Annotated in this window: 15 protein-coding genes; 6 read left to right on the top strand and 9 right to left on the bottom strand. The window is 72.6% G+C overall.

Annotated features, from left to right (window positions below; all coding sequences use genetic code 11):
* Genes ABZU72_RS11040 through ABZU72_RS11015 form a run of 6 tightly spaced genes read right to left on the bottom strand, consistent with a single transcriptional unit; the run spans position 1 to position 6,348 of the window.
* Complete coding sequence (locus ABZU72_RS11040) at positions 1-1,161, bottom strand: acyl-CoA dehydrogenase family protein (RefSeq protein ID WP_355018900.1); 1,161 nt, start codon at positions 1,159-1,161, stop codon at positions 1-3.
* Positions 1,158-2,000: a CoA ester lyase gene (locus ABZU72_RS11035; protein WP_355018899.1), complete on the bottom strand. Its 843-nt coding sequence runs from the start codon at positions 1,998-2,000 to the stop codon at positions 1,158-1,160. The genes ABZU72_RS11040 and ABZU72_RS11035 overlap by 4 nt, the downstream gene beginning before the upstream one ends.
* A complete protein-coding gene (locus ABZU72_RS11030) occupies positions 1,997-3,256 on the bottom strand; it encodes a CoA transferase (RefSeq protein WP_355018898.1) in 1,260 nt (419 codons plus the stop codon). Before ABZU72_RS11030 ends, ABZU72_RS11035 begins: the two co-directional genes overlap by 4 nt.
* The gene (locus ABZU72_RS11025; RefSeq protein ID WP_355018897.1) at positions 3,243-4,622 is read right to left on the bottom strand and encodes an MFS transporter; all 1,380 of its coding nucleotides are present in this window, start codon (positions 4,620-4,622) and stop codon (positions 3,243-3,245) included. Before ABZU72_RS11025 ends, ABZU72_RS11030 begins: the two co-directional genes overlap by 14 nt.
* On the bottom strand, positions 4,619-5,404 hold the full coding sequence (locus ABZU72_RS11020) for a CoA-transferase (protein WP_355018896.1): 786 nt from the start codon (positions 5,402-5,404) through the stop codon (positions 4,619-4,621). Before ABZU72_RS11020 ends, ABZU72_RS11025 begins: the two co-directional genes overlap by 4 nt.
* Positions 5,401-6,348, bottom strand: coding sequence for a CoA-transferase (locus ABZU72_RS11015; protein ID WP_355018895.1), 948 nt, complete (start codon positions 6,346-6,348; stop codon positions 5,401-5,403). The genes ABZU72_RS11020 and ABZU72_RS11015 overlap by 4 nt, the downstream gene beginning before the upstream one ends.
* Positions 6,349-6,511: 163 nt before the next feature.
* Between ABZU72_RS11015 and ABZU72_RS11010 the strand changes: the two genes are divergently transcribed.
* On the top strand, positions 6,512-7,420 hold the full coding sequence (locus ABZU72_RS11010) for an acyl-CoA thioesterase domain-containing protein (RefSeq protein WP_355018894.1): 909 nt from the start codon (positions 6,512-6,514) through the stop codon (positions 7,418-7,420).
* Positions 7,421-7,428: 8 nt separating this feature from the next.
* Here ABZU72_RS11010 and ABZU72_RS11005 read toward each other — a convergent pair whose 3' ends face one another.
* Entirely contained in the window at positions 7,429-8,346 is a 918-nt protein-coding gene (locus ABZU72_RS11005; RefSeq protein ID WP_355018893.1) for a LysR substrate-binding domain-containing protein, read from the bottom strand.
* A gap of 83 nt (positions 8,347-8,429) precedes the next feature.
* Between ABZU72_RS11005 and ABZU72_RS11000 the strand changes: the two genes are divergently transcribed.
* From ABZU72_RS11000 to ABZU72_RS10985, 4 genes are read left to right on the top strand one after another with little or no spacing between them, the layout of a single operon-like run.
* Positions 8,430-9,662, top strand: coding sequence for a CaiB/BaiF CoA-transferase family protein (locus ABZU72_RS11000; RefSeq protein ID WP_355018892.1), 1,233 nt, complete (start codon positions 8,430-8,432; stop codon positions 9,660-9,662).
* A 24-nt stretch (positions 9,663-9,686) separates the two neighbouring features.
* Positions 9,687-10,835: an acyl-CoA dehydrogenase family protein gene (locus ABZU72_RS10995; protein ID WP_355018891.1), complete on the top strand. Its 1,149-nt coding sequence runs from the start codon at positions 9,687-9,689 to the stop codon at positions 10,833-10,835.
* Positions 10,832-11,611: an enoyl-CoA hydratase-related protein gene (locus ABZU72_RS10990; protein WP_355018890.1), complete on the top strand. Its 780-nt coding sequence runs from the start codon at positions 10,832-10,834 to the stop codon at positions 11,609-11,611. The genes ABZU72_RS10995 and ABZU72_RS10990 overlap by 4 nt, the downstream gene beginning before the upstream one ends.
* Before the next feature lie 53 nt (positions 11,612-11,664).
* A complete protein-coding gene (locus ABZU72_RS10985; protein WP_355018889.1) occupies positions 11,665-12,984 on the top strand; it encodes a TIGR01777 family oxidoreductase in 1,320 nt (439 codons plus the stop codon).
* A gap of 3 nt (positions 12,985-12,987) precedes the next feature.
* On the opposite strand, the gene ABZU72_RS10980 is transcribed toward ABZU72_RS10985, so the two are convergent.
* Both ABZU72_RS10980 and ABZU72_RS10975 read right to left on the bottom strand, forming a co-directional pair.
* Positions 12,988-14,112, bottom strand: coding sequence for a glycosyltransferase (locus tag ABZU72_RS10980; RefSeq protein WP_355018888.1), 1,125 nt, complete (start codon positions 14,110-14,112; stop codon positions 12,988-12,990).
* A gap of 72 nt (positions 14,113-14,184) precedes the next feature.
* Positions 14,185-15,129, bottom strand: a complete 945-nt coding sequence (locus ABZU72_RS10975; RefSeq protein WP_355018887.1) for an SDR family oxidoreductase — start codon at positions 15,127-15,129, stop codon at positions 14,185-14,187.
* 209 nt (positions 15,130-15,338) lie between these two features.
* Here ABZU72_RS10975 and ABZU72_RS10970 point away from each other — a divergent pair, with 209 nt between their 5' ends.
* The gene (locus ABZU72_RS10970; RefSeq protein WP_355018886.1) at positions 15,339-16,358 is read left to right on the top strand and encodes a LacI family DNA-binding transcriptional regulator; all 1,020 of its coding nucleotides are present in this window, start codon (positions 15,339-15,341) and stop codon (positions 16,356-16,358) included.
* Positions 16,359-16,407 lie beyond the last annotated feature (49 nt).

The raw sequence follows: 16,407 nt of genomic DNA, 5'->3' as shown, positions 1-16,407 counted from the left end.
TCAGTTCTTTCCCTTCTGGTCGCGCGCCACCAGCTGGGCGGCGATCACGTTGCGCTGGATCTCGTTGGTGCCCTCGCCGACGATCATCAGCGGGGCGTCGCGGAAGTAGCGCTCCACGTCGTACTCCTTGGAGTAGCCGTAGCCGCCGTGCACCCGCACCGCGTCGAGGGCGACCTGCATGGCCGCCTCCGAGGCGAAGAGCTTGGCCATCCCGGCCTCCATGTCGGCGCGGTCGCCGGCGTCGAGCCGCTCGGCCGCGTCGATCGTCATCAGCCGGGCGGCGCGCATCTTGGTGCCCATCTCGGCGAGCAGGTTGCCGACCGACTGGTGCTTCCAGATCGGCTTGCCGAAGCTCTCCCTGGTCTGGGCGTAGGAGAGCGCGTCGTCGAGCGCGGCCTGGCCGACGCCGACGGCGCGGGCCGCCACCTGGATCCGACCGACCTCGAGGCCGCGCATCATGTGGCCCCAGCCGAGGTGGGGTGTGCCGCCGAGCACCGCGGTCGCGGGCACCCGCATCCTGTCGAAGGTGAGCTCACAGGCCTCGACGCCGCGGTAGCCGAGCTTGGGGATCTTGCCCGAGACGGTGAGCCCGTCGCCGGGTTCGACCAGCACCACGCTCATGCCCTGGTGCGCGGGCGAGGCGGAGCGGTCGGTGATGCAGAGCAGCCCGATCAGGCCGGCGTGCTGGGCGTTGGAGATCCAGGTCTTCGAGCCGGTGATGACCAGCTCGTCGCCGTCGGTGTCGGCGAACGTACGCATGCCCTGCAGGTCGCTGCCGCCGGACGGCTCGGTCAGCGCCATCGTGGCGCGCAGGCTCCCGTCGGCCATCCGGGGCAGGTAGGACTCCTGCTGCTGCGGGGTCCCGAAGTGGCGGACCAGATAGCTGATCACCGAGTGTCCGCCGATCGCGCCGGCCAGGCTCATCCAGCCACGGGCGAGCTCCTCGGTGACCCGCGCGAAGCAGGCTGTGCTCACGTCGACGCCGCCGTGCTCGGCGGGCACCAGGAGGCCGAAGAAGCCGAGCTTCTTCATCTCCTCGATGAGCTCCTCGGGGTAGATGTCGTCCGCCTCGAACTCGCGCACCCGGGGGCGTACGCGCTCGTCGACGAAGTCGGCGACGAGCCGGACCATGTCCTGCTCGTCGGGGGTCAGGCTGCTCATCTGGCTGCTCCTGGGGTGGGTCGGTTGAGGGAGACGATGCGGCGGGCGCGGGCGACGACGGGGGCGTCGACCATCCGGCCGTCGACGAGGGCGACGCCGTCCTCGGTCGCGTCGGCCAGGACGCGTTCGGCCCAGGCGACCTCGTCGGGGCTGGGTGCCAGGGCCGCGGCGGCGGGGGCCACCTGGCCGGGGTGGATGCAGAGCTTGCCGGCGAACCCGAGGGCGGCGGCCGCGGTGACGTCGGCAGTCAGCCGCTCGTGATCGCGTACGTCGCCGGTGACCCCGTCGATCGGGCCGGCCAGGCCGCCGACGGCGGAGGCGAGCACCAGGTTGCCGCGCGCGGGAGCGAGGGCGGGTGCGTGGTCGGGATCGACGCCGAGCTCGGCGGCCAGGTCGTAGCTGCCGAAGGCCAGGCGTACGACTCCGGGGGAGCGGGCCAGGTCGATGGCTCGCGCGACGCCGAGCGCGGTCTCGACCAGCGCCACGACGGCGGAGCCGTCGGGAAGCGCGGCCAGGACGTCCGCCACGGTCGCGGGGCTGTCGGCCTTCGGCAGCACCACCAACGACGGCCCGGCGAGGGCGGCGAGCGCGGCGACGTCGGCGTCGTGCCAGGTGGTGCCGGCGGCGTTGATCCGCACCGCGACGGTGACTCCTGCTCGGGGGAGCCAGTCGGTGACGTGGGCGCGGGCCGCGTCCTTGTGCGCCGGGGCGACGGCGTCCTCGAGGTCGACGACCACGACGTCGGGGCCGGCGGCGGCAGCCTTGGCGAACCGCTCCGGTCGGTCCCCGGGTACGAACAGCCAGGTGCGTGCCGCCCCGGCGATCTCGGCGGTGCTCATCGCGCCACCACCTCCCGGGTGCCGATGACGCCGCGGGTGAGCAGGTCGTCGAGCCGTTCGGCGGCCAGCCCGAGGGTGCCGGCGAGCACCTCACCGGTGTCCTGCCCGACGGAGGGCGCAGGCCGGGGCGCGCTCCGGCGGCCGTCGACGGTGATCGGCGCGCCCGGGGCGAGCAGTTCGCCGACGCCGGGCTGGGTGATCGTCGAGAACAGCGGGTGCTCGCGCAGCAGCCGGGCGTCATCCGCGGCGAGGTCACGGAAGCTGCGGTAGGGCGACCACAGGATCCGGGTCTCCGACAGCGCCCTCGTGACGTACGCCGTCTCGTGCTGCTCGAACCAGGCGGCGATCAGGCCGCCGAGCACGGTCCGGTGCCGGAACCGCGCGCCCTCGTCGGAGAAGTCGGCATCGAGCGCTCGGGCCAGTGCGGAGACCGCCTCGGCGAGGCCGGTGATGCCCAGCAGGTCCGACCACTGCCGCGGGGTGAGGGCCACCAGCATGAAGCGGTCGCCGCCCGCGGTGGTGAAGTCGCGGCCGAAGGTGCCGTAGACGTGGTTGCCGATCGAGCCCCGTTCGCCTGTAGGCCGCAGCTGCGCCTCGGCGAGATAGCCGAGGTTGCCGGCGGCCGCGAGGGCGACGTCCTCCAGCGCGACCCGCACCTCGGCGCCGTCGCCGGTGACCGCGCGCCGGCGCTCGGCGGCGAGCAGACCGGTCGCGAGGTGGAGCCCGGCCGCGAGGTCCCACGCCGGCACCACGCCGTTCACCGGCGCCGCATGCTCCTCGGGGCCGGTCACGAGCGGGAAGCCGGTGCCGGCCTGCACGGTGTAGTCGACGGCGGTCCCGCCGTCGTGACGTCCGGTGAGAAGCACATGGATGACGTCGTCGCGGCGGGCGCGCAGCGCGGCGTACCCGAGCTCCGACCAGCGCTCGGTGTTGGTCACCACGATGCCGCCGGACGGGCCGCCCGAGACGACCAGGTCCGCGACCAGCTGCCGCCCCTCCGGGTGGGTGCAGTCGACGGCGATGGCCTTCTTGCCGGGGTTGAGCCCGTTCCAGTAGAGGCTGGCGCCGTCGTCGCTCAGCGGCCAGCGAGTCCGGTCGGACGCACCCTCGAGCGGCTCGACGCGGATCACCTCTGCGCCGAGCTGCGCCAGCGTGGTGCCGCACAGGGGCGTGGCGACGAAGCTGGACACCTCGACGACCCGCAGGCCGGCGAGCGGTCCGGGAGCGGGGTCGGGCGTGGAGTCAGCGGTGGTCATGGAACACCCTTTCTGCGGAGGGCTCGGAGGACGGGGCCGAGGGGCCGGCCATCGCCCAGGTCAGGGCGACCGCGGCGACCGGGACGCCGTAGACGAGGGAGAGGTTTCCGGTCGGGTAGGCGATCGCGACCCAGGAGTAGCCGACGGCGAGGCCGGTGAAGCGGAGCATGTTGTGGAGGCCGAGCGCGACACCATCGGCGGCGGCCGGCGAGGTCATCAGACCGAGCGCGGAGGTCGCCTGGACGACGCCGATCGCCGCGCCGGTCAGCACGAGCGCGGCCACGGTGAGCGTGACGATCGTGCCGGGCCCGGAGGCGGTCGCGGCCAGGGGGAGGGCGAGTAGGCCGAGCGCGAGGAGCACCAGCCCGCCGCGCAGCGTGCGCCGGGCGGTGAACCGTTCGGTGACCCGGGAGGAGAGCGGCGCCGCGAGCGTCATCGCCAGAGCCAGCGCGAGCATGGTGATGCCGATGTGCCCCGGGCCCAGGCCGAGGTCGCGGCCCAGGTGCAGGGGAGTGGCGACGATCGCGACACCGAGGCAGCCCATCACCGTGCCGGCGGCCATGGTGCTCGCGACGAATCTCCGCTCGGTGAGGAGGCCGGGTGGGACGAACGGACCGGCGCTGGTGCGCCCGAGCTGGCTGTGCACGGCAAGGGCGAGCACACCCACCGCCACCATCCCCGCGGCCACCGCGACCTCGCCGTGCTGCCCGAGCCAGCTGACGGCGCCGACGAGCGCGCCGATCCCGACCAGGAGCGTCGCCATCCCGCTGACGTGGAGCGGAGCGTACGAGGCGGGCACGTCGGGCACCACGGTCAGGCACAGCACCAGCAGGACGGCGCTGAGCGAGGCGTGGGTGATGAACACCCAGCGCCAGCCGAGGGTGTCGGCGACCAGCCCGCCGAGGGGCGGGCCGAGCGCCTGGCCGACGCCGATCGCGGCCGCCCAGGCGGCCATCACCCGGGCGCGGTTGCCGGCCCAGTGCCGGCCGAGCACCTGCTGGATCGCGGGCGGCACCGCCGAGCAGGCGACTCCCTGCAGGGCGCGCGTCACGACCAGGAAACCGAGCCCCTGGCTGAACGCCGCGCCCGCCTGTGCGGCGACCATCAACAGCAGCGACCCGGCGAGCACCCGCCGGGAGCCGAACCGCTGGCACATCCAGCCCGAGACCGGGGCGAAGACGACCATCGCCAGGGTGAAGGCGCTGACCGCGAAGACGATCCCGCGCGACGAGGCCCCGATCGCGTGGGCCATCACGTTGATCGGCGCGCTGATGATCGTGCTCGACAGGGTGCCGAGCGTGGAGCACGCGAGCAGGGCGACGTACGCCGACCGGCGCGGTTCGTAGGTGCTGGTGGCCGGGCTCATCGGAGGTAGAGCCGCACCGTGTCGATCTCGTCGCGGAGCAGCCGGACCTCCTCGACGGTCGGCCGGGCGGTCTCGCGTACGTCATCGGCGACGGCGATGTCCCACCCGGTGGCGGCGCGGACGTCGTCGACGGTGAGGCCGGGGTGGACCTCGCCGATCTCGAGCTCGCCGAGCTTGTCGGGGCGGCGCAGCACCGCCATCGGGGTGATCACGGTGGAGACCCCGTGGCCGGGAGGCACCATCCGGGGGTCCTCCTCGTACGCGCGCACCGGGCTGGGGGAGGTGCAGAAGTCGAGCTGCGCGGGGAGGGCGCCGGGGTCGTGGCGGCGCAGCACGACGATGCACGCGCCGGCGTTCGGCATGATCTCGGCGGCGCCGCCGGCGCCGGGGAGCCGGACGGTCGGTTGGTCCCAGTCGCCGATGAAGCTGGTGTTGAGGCTGCCCCAGCGGTCGACCTGCGCGGCGCCGAGGAAGCCGACGTCGACATGGCCGCGCTGGAGTACGTAGCCGAAGAGTGCGGGCATGCTCAGCACCGCCGCGGCGCCGGAGACCAGCACCGAGTCGGCGATACCCTCCGCGAGGCCCTCCGGCTGTGCGCCGCAGACACCGGACTCGTAGACCAGCTCGACGTCCGGGTTCACGGTGCGCCGTGCCAGGTCGACGGCGAGCGTCGGCAGCCCGACACCCGCGAAGACCCGGTGCTTGCCGACGAGCTGCCGGGCGGCGACCGCGGCGAGGAACTCGGTGCTGGACGGAGCCACGTCCGAGAGCGGGACGCTCATGAGGCCTCCTCCTGGGCGGCCACCCGGCGGCGGCCGAAGTCGACGGGCTGCGAGAGCCGAGGAGTGACGCCGAGCCCGTCCCAGCGCTCCGCTCCGAGCTTGGCGAGGTAGGCGGCGCGGTCGGGCACCTGGTGCACCCACTCCTCGAGCCAGCCGAGCACCGCCTCGCGGTCGCGGCTGATCGGCGTCCACTCGCGGTAGAAGGCGTTGTCGCGGTCGTAGTGGCCCTGCGTGTAGGACGGGTGCGCGCCGCCTGGGCACTCCACCACGGCGGTGACCGCGTGGGACGGCAGCACGGTGCGGTTCGGGTCGGAGCGGACCACGTCCTCCTCGACGATCTCCTCGACGGTCGCGATCACGGTCTCGGCCGCGTACGCCGCTTCCTGCTGGGCCCCGACGATGCCCCACATCTGAACGTTGCCGGAGCGGTCGGCGCGCTGGGCGTGGACGATCGTCACGTCGGGGCGCAGGGGCGGCACGACGTAGATGTCCGGGCCGCCGTAGGGATCGGAGACCTTGCGGATCAGCGGGTTCAGCTTCGGGAGGTCGCTGCCGGCGTACGAGCGGAGCGGGAAGAACGGCAGCCCGGCGGCGCCTGCCTGGTAGCGGCAGACCATGCCGTAGTGGCTGTACTCCTCGACCTCGAGCGGTTTCGGATCGGCGTTCTCGACGCGACGCCGGACCTCGTGCAGGGAGCCCGCCGAGCCGCTGGCGAAGAACGAGGCCACGAGCTTGGAGACGCAGCCGGCGGCGATCATCTGGTCGGCCAGCAGGTCGGGGGTCATTCGGCAGAACGTCAGGTCCCGACGGCCCTGGCGGATGATCTCGTGGCCCGCGGCGAACGGGATCAGGTGGCCGAAGCCTTCGAGTGCGACCGTCATGCCGTCCCGTACGTGGGCGGCCACCGCCGAGCTGAGATCGGTGACCTTGTCGGGCGCGGCCATGGGTGCTCCTCAGGGGCGGACGGGGATTGGTCAGTGGCCCCAGCCTGCCGCCAGCCGCGTGCCGAACTCCAATACTTCTTCCGCCGCTCACTGTTGACGGATACGTATGAATAGTTCGAGACAGATATCGAAAGTGATGACAAACGACGGCACAATGAGCCGGGTGGACCCTGCCTCTCCTATCGCTGACGTCCGTGCTGCGGTGACCCTCGACGAGCTGCTCGAGCTGCTCGACCTGAGCTGTGCCGACGACCCGGCGGGCCGGGTCAGTCACTGGGCCGGGAAGCCGCAGAAGCATCCCGCCGGCAGGCTCTTCGGTGGCCTCCTCCTGGCCCAGGCGCTGGTCGCCGCCGGCCGCGGTGTCGGGGCTGACCAGCGGATCATCAGCCTGCAGGCCGACTTCGTCGGCGGAGTGCCGACGGACCGGCCGCTGCAATGGGAGGTCACGGTCGTCTCGGACGCTCCCTCGCTGGTGACCCGGCGCAGCCGGCTGCTCGACGACGCGGGAGAGGAGCTCTTCAGTGCGGTCACGCGATGGGCGACGGTCCGTGCCGACCTGCCCTCCTACAGTTCCGTCCGGCCGGCGCCCGCGCCCGACCCCGAGACGCTGCCGGACCTGGCCGATCGGTTCGGCTCCGACGAGCGGATCCCGCCCTGGTGGCGGCTCCGGCGGCCGGTCCACTTCAGGCACGCGGTGGCCCCGCCATACTTCACCGTCGCCGAGCCGAACGACCGGCAGACCACCTTCTTCCGGGCGACCGGGCCGCTGCCGGACGACCCGGTCCTGCGGGCGGCGCTGGTCGCCTACGTGAGCGACATGAGCATCCTCGAGGCGTCGTTCCTGGCGCTTGGATCAGCACGGCACAAGCCTGGCGCCCGGATCCTCAGCCTGACCCACGCACTGACGTTCCATGCCGCCTCCGACCTGACCGACTGGCACCAGTTCGACTGCCGGGTGGAGTCGATCGCCCACGGGCGTGCCCACGGCGTCGGCGAGCTCTTCGACGCGGCCGGTCGCCACGTCGCCACCGCGTCGCAGGTCGGCCTGGTGAAGGTCTCGACCGACTGCTGACCGGTGGGTCAGGCGGGCGGGCCGTTCGGCAGGTCCGGGGTGGGTAGCGCCTCCTCCGAGGCGTGCAGCACCGCGTGCAGCGCCGGGCTCCGGTCCTCCTGCCGCCAGGCGAGCTGCTGGAACGTGGGGCGGTCGCACTCGCTGATCCGGACCACCTCGATGCCGGTCTGCACCACGTTGGCGATCGCGGTGTCGAGCGTGAACGTGATGCCGACGCCGGCCGCGACCAGCGCGACCGCGGTCCAGCTGTCCGGCGCGGTCTGCACGATGTTGGGCACGAAACCGGCCTGGGAGGCCGTCTCGATGAAGGCGTCGCGCACGCTGGAGCCCGGGTCGGCGGGCAGTGCCACGAACGGTTCGTCCCGGCACTCCGTCATGCTGACCTCCTCGCGGCCAGCGAGCCGGTGGCCGGCGGGTACGGCGAGCACGTAGTGCTCGACCGCGATCACGCGGTGTGCCAGACCCTGCGGCTCGATCCGCCACCGCGCGATGGCCAGGTCGAGCTCGCCGTCCTGGAGCGAGCGCAGCGCCTCGTAGTTGTACGTCGTGCTCTGCAGCATCAGCTCGATCCCGGGGTGCTGCTCGCGGACGATCCGGCCGAGCTGGCCGACCAGCACGTGGGAGGAGGGGCCGGCGAACCCGATCCGGACCCGGCCGGTCTCGCCCCGGCCTGCCGAGCGGACCGCCCGGCGCGCGGTGCGCAGGCCCTCGAGCACGTCCTGGGCGGGCCGGACCAGTGCCTCGCCGGCCGAGGTCAGCCGGACGCTCCGGGTGGTGCGGTCGAACAGCTGGGCGCCGAGGTCGCGCTCGAGCTGCTTGATGGTGCGGCTCAGCGGCGGCTGGGCGATGTGCAGCCGCTCGGCCGCCCGGCCGAAGTGGAGCTCCTCGGCGACGGCCAGGAAGGCCTCGAGATGGTGCAGGTCCATAGGGACAACTCTTGCATCAGTGGGAACAATCCTCCAAGGATTAGGTATTGGACGCGCATAAGAAGTCGCGGGATGCTTTCTGCATGACCACCGACATGGCCATCGACCTGCTGCCGCTGGAGGGCATCACCGTGGTCGCCCTCGAGCAGGCCGTCGCGGCCCCGCTCGCCACCCGTCACCTCGCGGACCTCGGTGCCCGCGTGATCAAACTGGAGCGGGTGGGCGAGGGCGACTTCGCCCGCAACTACGACCACGCCGTGCACGGCCTCGCCTCGCACTTCGTCTGGCTCAACCGCGGCAAGGAGTCGGTGGCGCTCGACCTCAAGTCGCCCGACGGCGCCGAGCTCGCGCGGCAGCTGGTCGGGCGCGCCGACGTGTTCCTGCAGAACGCCGCCCCCGGCGCAGCCGAGCGGCTCGGGCTCGGCGCCGACGAGCTCGCCGAACGGCACCCCCAGCTCGTCGTCGCCGGCATCTCCGGATACGGCACCGGCGGCCCGCTGCGGGACCGCAAGGCATACGACATGCTGATCCAGGCCGAGTCCGGGCTGATCTCGATCACCGGTACCCCGGAGACGGCGACCAAGACCGGCGTCCCCAGCTCCGACATCGCCGCCGGCCTCTACACGAGCCAGGCCATCGTCGCGGCCCTGTTCCGCCGCGAGCGCACCGGCAAGGGCGGCATCGTCGACGTATCGATGTTCGACGCGACCGTCGAGTGGCTCGGCCACCCGATGTACATGCAGATGTACGGCGGTCGGCAGGTGCCGCGGATGGGGCTCAGCCACGCCTCGATCGCACCGTACAACGCCTACCCGACCGCCGACGGGGAGATCCTGATCGGCGTCCAGAACGACCGCGGCTGGCGGGCGCTGGTGACCGACGTCTTCGACCGGCCCGATCTCGCCGACCACCCCCGGCTGGCCACCAACCCGCTGCGGGTCGCCCACCGCGAGGAGTGCGATGCGGTCGTCGCTGAGCACACCCGTGGGTTCGCCACCGCCGACCTCGACGCCCGGCTCGCCGCCGCCGGCGTTCCAGCGGCCCAGATCAACGACATGTCCGGCCTGGTCGAGCACCCGCAGCTCGCCGGTCGCGACCGGTGGCGCGAGGTCGCCACTCCTGCCGGGCCGGTCCGCGGCGTACTGCCTCCGATGACCTTCCGCGACGTCGAGCTGCCGATGGGTGCGATCCCCGATCTCGGCGCCCACACCGATGCCGTGCTCGCGGAGCTCGGTCTCGACGCCGGCGCGATCGACCGGCTGGCCGCCGGTGGCGTGGTCGGCCGGCCCACCGACGTATCCGTTCCCACACCTTGACCCCTCCCGCACGAAGGAGCACCCATGGAGCCCGACGAGTTCACGTCGATCCTCGACGCCGTCCGCGCGTTCGTCCGCAAGGAGGTCGTCACGGCCGAGGACGAGATCGAGGAGACCGACCAGATCCCCGACCGGCTCCGGCAGCAGGCCGCGGCCATGGGGCTGTTCGGCTATGCCATCCCCGAGGAGTACGGCGGTCTCGGCTTCACCATGTCGGAGGAGGTCCGGCTGGCGATGGAGCTCGGCTGGACCACGCCGTCGTTCCGCTCGATGTTCGGCACCAACAACGGCATCGCCGGTCAGGTGCTGGTCAACTGCGGCACCGAGCGGCAGAAGCAGCAGTACCTGCCTGGGCTGGCGAGCGGTGACCTGGTGGCCTCGTTCGCGCTCACCGAACCCGAGGCCGGCTCCGACCCGAGCGGCCTGCGCACGCGCGCGGTCCGCGAGGGCGACGCGTACGTCCTCAACGGGCAGAAGCGCTTCATCACCAACGCGATCTGGGCCGACCTGCTGATGGTGTTCGCCCGCACCGGCGACCTCGACGAGGGCGCGAAGAACATCTCGGTGTTCGTGGTGCCGACCGACACCCCCGGCGTCACCATCGGTCCGAAGGACCACAAGATGGGCCAGCGCGGTTCGGTGACGTCGGAGATCTTCCTCGACGGTGTCCGGGTGCCCGCGGAGAACCTGGTCGGCGAGGTCGAGGGCGAGGGCTTCTCCGCGGCGATGCGATCGCTGGCCAAGGGCCGTCTGCACATCGCGGCACTGACCGTCGGCCTGGCGGACCGGCTGATCGAGGAGAGCCTGCGCCACGCCACGACCAACAGCCAAGGTGGTCAGAAGCTGGCCGGGTTCCAGCTGATCCAGGCGATGCTCGCCGAGAGCCGGACCGAGGCGTACGCCGGTCGCGCGATGGTCCTCGAGGCCGCCCGCAGCTGGGACGACGGCAGCGACCGACGGACGGCGCCGTCGCTGTGCAAGCTGTTCTGCACCGAGGCGGTCGACCGGATCGCCGACCGCGCGGTTCAGATCCACGGCGGCCTCGGCTACATGCGCGAGGTGCCGGTCGAGCGGTTCTACCGCGACGCGCGGCTGTTCCGGCTCTACGAGGGCACCAGCGAGATCCAGAAGCTCATCATCGCCAAGCAGATGGTCAAGGAGTTCCAGGGGTGAGCGAGGAGTCGCGGACCGGAGCGGTCCGGGTCGAGGACCGTGGCCACGTCCGGATCCTCACCCTCGACCGTCCCGAGCGTCGCAACGCGCTCGACCTCGCCGACCGGCTGGACCTGCTGACGGCGCTCCGGGCTGCCGACCAGGAGGCGCGCGCCGTCGTCCTGACCGGCGCGGGCTCGGTGTTCTCCGCGGGCGGCGACATCCGGTCGATGTCGCAGGACCGCGACGTCGCCAGGCAGCGACTCGAGGTCGTCAACGCCGTCGTACGTCAGCTGGTCACCGGCGACCGGCCGGTCCTCGCTGCGGTCGAGGGTGGCGCTTACGGGCTCGGCCTCGCGTTGGCAGCCGCCTGCGACCTGGTGGTCGCCGGCCGCTCGGCGACCTTCTCGACGTCCTTCGGAAAGATCGGGCTCGGCCCCGACACCGGGCTCGCGTACACGCTCCCGCGGCGCGTCGGACAGGGCAGAGCGCGCGAGCTGCTCCTGACCGTACGCACCTTCGACGCGGCCGAGGCCGAGCGGATCGGAGCGGTCGAGACCGTCGTCGACGACGGCACCGCCGTCGACCACGCGGTCGAGCTGGCCTCGCGGCTGGCCGAGCTCTCGGGGCCGATGGTCGCCGGCACCAGGCGCATCCTCACCCAGCCCGACCAGAGCCTCGACGGCGTACTCGCGGCCGAGGCCGACCTCCAGGTCGACCTGCTCACGGGCCGGCAGTTCGCCGAGGGCCGGGCCGCATTCCTCGAACGCCGGAGGCCGGACTTCATCAGCGCCTGAGGCCGGACGGCGTGCCGGTTGTACGCCCGGCCGATCCGCGCGAGGCTTCAGGTATGACGTCCCCGCTGGTCCGGGTCCACACGCTGACGACGCGCGTCGAGGCGCCGGTCGAGGAGGTCTTCGGGTGGCATCGTCGCCCGGGCGCGATCCGCCGGCTGACGCCGCCGTGGACGCCGGGGGAGGTGCGGGTGGAGGCGACCGAGCTGGCCGACGGGACGGCGGTGATCTCGCTCGGCCGTGGTGTGGACTGGGTGGCCCGCCACGATCCTGACGCCTACGACCCGCCGCACCTGTTCACCGACCGGCTCGCCTCGCTGCGGCCGCTGACGTGGACCCACCGGCACGAGTTCGCCGCAGACGGCGACGCGACGCTGGTCACCGACCGGGTCGAGACGAACGTGCTCGGGCGGATGGTGGACCGGATGCTCGGCTACCGCCACGATCAGCTGGTCGCCGACCTCGCGGCCCACCACAGGACGTACGCAGCGGGCAGGTCGCTCACCATCGCGGTCACCGGCTCGAGCGGCACCGTCGGGCAGGCCCTGGTCCCGTTCCTGACCACTGGCGGTCATCGGGTGATCCGACTGGTCCGGCACGCGCCGGCAGGCCCTGACCAGCGCCGCTGGGATCCGTCGGCGCCCGGCTCGGACCTGCTCGACGGGGTGGACGCGGTCGTCCATCTGGCCGGGGCGTCGATCGCGGGCCGCTTCACCGCGGCGCACAAGGCGGCCGTCCGCGACTCCCGGATCGAGCCGACCCGACGGCTCGCCGAGGCGGCGGCAGGCGGCGGCGTACGCACCTTCGTCAGCGCCTCCGCGATCGGGATCTATGGTGCCGACCGGCGTGACGAGATCCTGACCGAGGCTTCGACGCGGGGCACCGGCTTCCTCGCCGATCTGGTCGCCGACTGGGAGGCGGCGAGCCGGGTGGACGGGCCGCGCGTGGTGAACGTGCGGACCGGGATCGTGCAGACCCCCGCCGGGGGACCGCTGCGGCTCCAGCGACCGCTGTTCGCGGCCGGCCTGGGTGGCCGGCTCGGGAGCGGCGAGCAGTGGCTGAGCTGGATCGGCATCGACGATCTGGTCGACATCTACCACCGCGCCGTCCTCGACGAGGCGCTCGTGGGACCGGTCAATGCGGTTGCCCCCGAGCCGGTCACCGGCCGGGTCTACGCGCAGACGCTCGCGCACGTGCTCCACCGGCCCGCAATCCTGCCCACGCCGACCCTCGGCCCGCGGCTCCTGCTCGGCAAGGAGGGGGCCGAGGAGTTGGCGCTGGCGAGCCAGCGCATCGAGCCGGCCGCTCTCGGGAGCCAGCACCAGTTCCGTCACCCGAAGCTGGAGGCGGCACTGCGTCACGTACTCGGTCGTTGAGGGTCAGGCCTCACCGCTGAGCAGCAGCTCCGCGGCCACCGCCGCTCCGTCGACCCGGGCCGCGGCAGCCAGCGACGTCGCCCGCGTGCGGACCTCAGGCGCCAGGACGGCGTCGAGAGCCGCGGTGAGCGACTCGACCGTCGGTGCGGCGCCGTCGTGGGCGACCCCGATGCCGAGCTCGGCCACCCGCCCGGCCCAGTAGGTCTGATCGCCGGCCTGCGGCACCACCACCTGCGGCGCGCCGGCCCGGTAGGTCGTCGTCATGGTGCCCGCGCCGCCGTGGTGGACGACGGCGGCGACCCGGCCGAAGAGCTGCTGATGGTTGACCTCGCCGATGACGAAGCAGTCGTCGCGACCGTCGATGACGTCCAGCCCTGCCCATCCGCGTCCGATGACCACGCGCCGGCCGTGGGCGCGGATGGCCTCGACCGCGACCCGCACGCTCTCCTCGCCGACCGTGCGCATGCTGCCGAAACCGACGTACACGGGCTCCTGCCCGGCCTCGAGGAAGCCCAGCAGGTCGGCCGGGAGCGGACGGTCGTCCTCGAGCATCCAGGCGCCGGTCTGCACGACGTCGAGGCTGGAGGTCCCGTGCCACGGCCCGAGGGTGGGATCGGCCGCGAGGAGGGGACGAGCGGTGAACATGAACTCGGTGACATCCGTGACGGGCGGCAGCCCGATCGAGGCCCGATGGGCGTCGATCGGCGCCTTGAACAGCTCGTCGAAGCCGCGCCCGTCCAGGCCGTCGACGACGTCCGGGCAGAAGAGGACGTAGTGATAGGGGATGGCCAGCGTCTCGGCGACGGAGAGTGCGACGAACTGTGACATCGCGGTAGCCACGACCACATCACAGCCCGCAGCGGCCTCCGCCACGGTGTCGTACTGCGCCGTGATGAAGTCGGTCACCCGCTGGTGACGCTCCTCGGAGGTCGGCGGACGCTCCCACGACCGCCACGGCTTCAGGAACGGCACGTGCGGCACCCCCTCCCGCGCCAGCAGGTCGACGAACTCCTCGTCCGGCGGCGCGCACATCCGCACCTCCGCGCCCCGCCGCTGCAGCTGCACCGCCAGCGCCACCAGGGGCTCGACGTCTCCCCGCGACCCGTACGTCGACAGCAGCACGCGCATCCATGGCTCCGTTCTATGGGCATCGGGCCGGGCCCGAGAACGACGGCAGCATAAGGCTCCCGCGCCGCCGGATCAGGATGTCGGGAGCGCGGTGCGGGTGAGGCTCTCGGAGATCTCCCACAGCCGGGTGGCGTCCTCGGCGCTGACCAGCGGCCGGTAGAGCGCCTGCTCGGCGGGGGCGCCACCGAGGTGCCCGGGACCGCTGGGGCCGTAGAGCCGGCCGCCTGTCGCCTCGGGCGAGGTGGTGGCCAGCAGCGCGGGAAGGGCGGCGGTCTCGGGGGTGCCGAGGAGGATCCCGCGGGCCGAGAGCCAGCGGATCACGCGTACGGAGAGGGTGTCCGTCGTACGTCCGATCTCAGGGCGAGCGGCCAGCAGGTTGGTCGGCGCGACGCCGGGGTGGGAGAGGTTGCTGGTGATGCCCCAGCCGTTGGCCTGGCTGCGCCGGTCCAGCTCCAGCCCGAAGAGACCGACGGCGATCTTGGACTGGCTGTAGGCCTTCATGTCCTCATAGCTCTCCTCCCAGTTGGGGTCCTCCCAGTTGACCGCGCCGCGCCTCGCGGCGACGCTGACCTGCGACGTCACCCGGGCCTGCCCGGCTCGCAGCAGCGGCAGGATCCGGGCGACGAGGGCGAAGTGGCCGAGATGGTTGGTGCCGAACTGGAGCTCGAACCCGTCGGCGGTCGTCTGCCGCTCCGGCGGCGTCATCACGCCGGCGTTGTTGATCATCACGTGGAACGGCTGCTCCTCGCCCAGCAGCGTCTCGGCGAGCGCCGCCACCGACGACAGCGAGGACAGGTCGAGGTCACGCAGCGAGATCTGGGCCTCCGGGACGTGCCCGCGGACCGTGGCCAGTGCCTTCTCGCCCTTGCCGGCGTTGCGTACGGGCATCACGACCTCGGCCCCGGCTGCAGCCAGACGGGTGGCCATCACCAGGCCCATGCCGTCGCTGGCTCCGGTGACCAGGGCTCGCTTGCCGGACAGGTCGGGGATGGTGATGTCGATGGGTCGGCGTGGCATCGGTCTGCTCCTGGAGAGAGGATCTCGGGTCGAATCCATCCTCGGTCGCCCACCAGGATCTATCCAGGGTCTGCCGATCCCAGCCTGGTCTCCACGCCGCCGAAGTAGCGGGAGAGGAAAGAGCGACCGCGCACAAGATTCGGCGCGGAGTCGGCGTTGGCGGCAGGGCGCTGCGAGACGGGGGCGCGGATGCCTCTTAGGATCACAGCATGGTCCCGCCTGAGTCGAAGAACGCGCCGAGCATGGCAGATGTCGCGGCCCGGGCAGGGGTCTCGCACCAGACCGTGTCTCGCGTCGTCAACGGCTCCGACGCCGTACGCGGCGACACCCGCGACCGGGTGCTGGCGGCGATCGAGGAGCTGGGCTACCGGCGCAACAAGTCGGCGCGTGCCCTGGTGACGAGGAAGTCGGGACGGCTGGGCCTGCTCTACACCCAGCCGCACCTCTACGGGCCGGGCACGCTGGCCGCCTCGGTGCACCAGGCCGGTCAGCGGGCCGGCTACGACATCATCCTGAGCCCGGTGCCGCACCTCGAGGCGACCTCGGCGGAGCGGGCGATCGAGGCGCTCCTCGACGACGCGGTCGAGGCCGTGCTCCTCGGCGTCTCGCACCAGTCGTTCGAGGACCTGGTCGCCCAGCTCTCGACCAAGGTCGAGGTCGTGATGATCCACAGCGACCCACCGGCGGGGGTGCGCTCGGTGGGGATCGACCAGCACGCCGGGGCCGTGCTGGCCACGCAGTATCTGCTGGACATCGGCCATCGCAACATCGCCCACGTGGCCGGTCCGGTCGGCTGGATCGACGCCCGGCAGCGCCGGGAGGGGTGGCTGGCCGCGCTTCGGGACAGTGACGTGCAGCCCGGGCCCGAGATCTTCGGTGACTGGTCGAGCAAGAGCGGTTACGAGGCCGGGGCCGAGATCGCCCGGGACCCCTCGGTCACCGCGGTCTTCGCCGCCAACGACTCGATGGCGCTCGGCGTGATCCGGGCGCTGCACGAGGCCGGCCGCCGGGTCCCGCAGGACGTGAGCGTCGTCGGCTTCGACGACGTCCCGGACGCCGCGTACCTCTGGCCGCCGCTGACCACGGTCCGGCAGGACTTCGCGTCGCTGGGCGAGCTCGCGGTCGAGGTGGCCATCGAGGCCATCGCCGAGGGGACCGTCGAGGTGCCGCCGCTGCTGGCGCCCGAGCTGGTCGTGCGGTCCTCGGCCGCCCCGCACCCGCGCGACTAGCACTTTCGCAACGGGCTGTGCGGGGAACACGCCGGTAACCCGCTCGTCA

Origin of the sequence: Nocardioides sp. NPDC004968 (assembly GCF_040608935.1) — a bacterium.
GTDB lineage: Bacteria > Actinomycetota > Actinomycetes > Propionibacteriales > Nocardioidaceae > Nocardioides.
Note: the sequence above shows the minus strand (reverse complement) of the source record. Positions and strands in the feature narration are given on the sequence as shown.

What these genes read in the sequence shown, in the direction of transcription:
- ABZU72_RS10995 (WP_355018891.1), top strand. Translation starts at nt 9,687, where the DNA reads ATGGAGCCCGACGAGTTCACGTCGATCCTCGACGCCGTCCGCGCGTTC.
- ABZU72_RS11015 (WP_355018895.1), bottom strand. Translation starts at nt 6,348, where the DNA reads ATGGCCGCGCCCGACAAGGTCACCGATCTCAGCTCGGCGGTGGCCGCC.
- ABZU72_RS11025 (WP_355018897.1), bottom strand. Translation starts at nt 4,622, where the DNA reads ATGAGCCCGGCCACCAGCACCTACGAACCGCGCCGGTCGGCGTACGTC.
- ABZU72_RS11005 (WP_355018893.1), bottom strand. Translation starts at nt 8,346, where the DNA reads ATGGACCTGCACCATCTCGAGGCCTTCCTGGCCGTCGCCGAGGAGCTC.
- ABZU72_RS10975 (WP_355018887.1), bottom strand. Translation starts at nt 15,129, where the DNA reads ATGCCACGCCGACCCATCGACATCACCATCCCCGACCTGTCCGGCAAG.
- ABZU72_RS11000 (WP_355018892.1), top strand. Translation starts at nt 8,430, where the DNA reads ATGACCACCGACATGGCCATCGACCTGCTGCCGCTGGAGGGCATCACC.
- ABZU72_RS10985 (WP_355018889.1), top strand. Translation starts at nt 11,665, where the DNA reads ATGACGTCCCCGCTGGTCCGGGTCCACACGCTGACGACGCGCGTCGAG.
- ABZU72_RS10970 (WP_355018886.1), top strand. Translation starts at nt 15,339, where the DNA reads ATGGTCCCGCCTGAGTCGAAGAACGCGCCGAGCATGGCAGATGTCGCG.
- ABZU72_RS11035 (WP_355018899.1), bottom strand. Translation starts at nt 2,000, where the DNA reads ATGAGCACCGCCGAGATCGCCGGGGCGGCACGCACCTGGCTGTTCGTA.
- ABZU72_RS11020 (WP_355018896.1), bottom strand. Translation starts at nt 5,404, where the DNA reads ATGAGCGTCCCGCTCTCGGACGTGGCTCCGTCCAGCACCGAGTTCCTC.
- ABZU72_RS11030 (WP_355018898.1), bottom strand. Translation starts at nt 3,256, where the DNA reads ATGACCACCGCTGACTCCACGCCCGACCCCGCTCCCGGACCGCTCGCC.
- ABZU72_RS11040 (WP_355018900.1), bottom strand. Translation starts at nt 1,161, where the DNA reads ATGAGCAGCCTGACCCCCGACGAGCAGGACATGGTCCGGCTCGTCGCC.
- ABZU72_RS10980 (WP_355018888.1), bottom strand. Translation starts at nt 14,112, where the DNA reads ATGCGCGTGCTGCTGTCGACGTACGGGTCGCGGGGAGACGTCGAGCCC.